Annotated in this window: 1 protein-coding gene; it reads left to right on the top strand. The window is 59.8% G+C overall.

The window, feature by feature from the left end; translation table 11 throughout:
* Positions 1–27: 27 nt before the first annotated feature.
* On the top strand, positions 28–587 hold a 560-nt coding region (locus tag NW852_RS11735), incomplete at its 3' end, for an S-adenosylmethionine synthetase N-terminal domain-containing protein (RefSeq protein ID WP_414426768.1).

Here is a 587-nt window from a genome sequence, read left to right as displayed (position 1 = left end):
ATCTGTTTCGTCTTAAGGAGAGGTTCGTTGTCCAAGTCGTTTTTGTTTTCCTCGGAGTCGGTGACGGAGGGGCACCCCGACAAAATCTGCGATCAGATCTCCGATGCCATCGTGGATGCCCTCTTGACGGCGGATCCCATGAGCCGGGTGGCGGCAGAGGTGGTGGTGAATACGGGCATGGTGATCCTGACGGGGGAGATCACCTCGCAGGCGCATGTCAACTTCACCCGGCTGGTGCGGGACAAGGTGGCCGAAATTGGCTATACCGACGCCAGGAACGGCTTCTCCGCAGAAAGCTGCGCGGTGTTGGTGGCTTTCGATGAGCAATCTCCCGACATTGCCCAGGGAGTGAACTTGGCTCTGGAAAGTCGCGCATCCCAGGAAGATGAATTCGACTTGATCGGGGCCGGGGATCAGGGCTTGATGTTTGGCTTCGCCTGCGATGAAACCCCTGAGCTGATGCCACTGCCCATCAGCTTGGCCCACCGCCTCAGCCGCCAGTTGGCCGCGGTTCGCAAAAATGGCACCCTGCCCTACCTGCGCCCGGATGGCAAAACGCAGGTAACCGTGGCCTATGAGGAGGGGCG

The organism is Synechococcus sp. H60.1 (assembly GCF_047462335.1).
Classification (GTDB): domain Bacteria; phylum Cyanobacteriota; class Cyanobacteriia; order Thermostichales; family Thermostichaceae; genus Thermostichus.
This window is presented reverse-complemented; position numbering and strand designations above follow the sequence as displayed.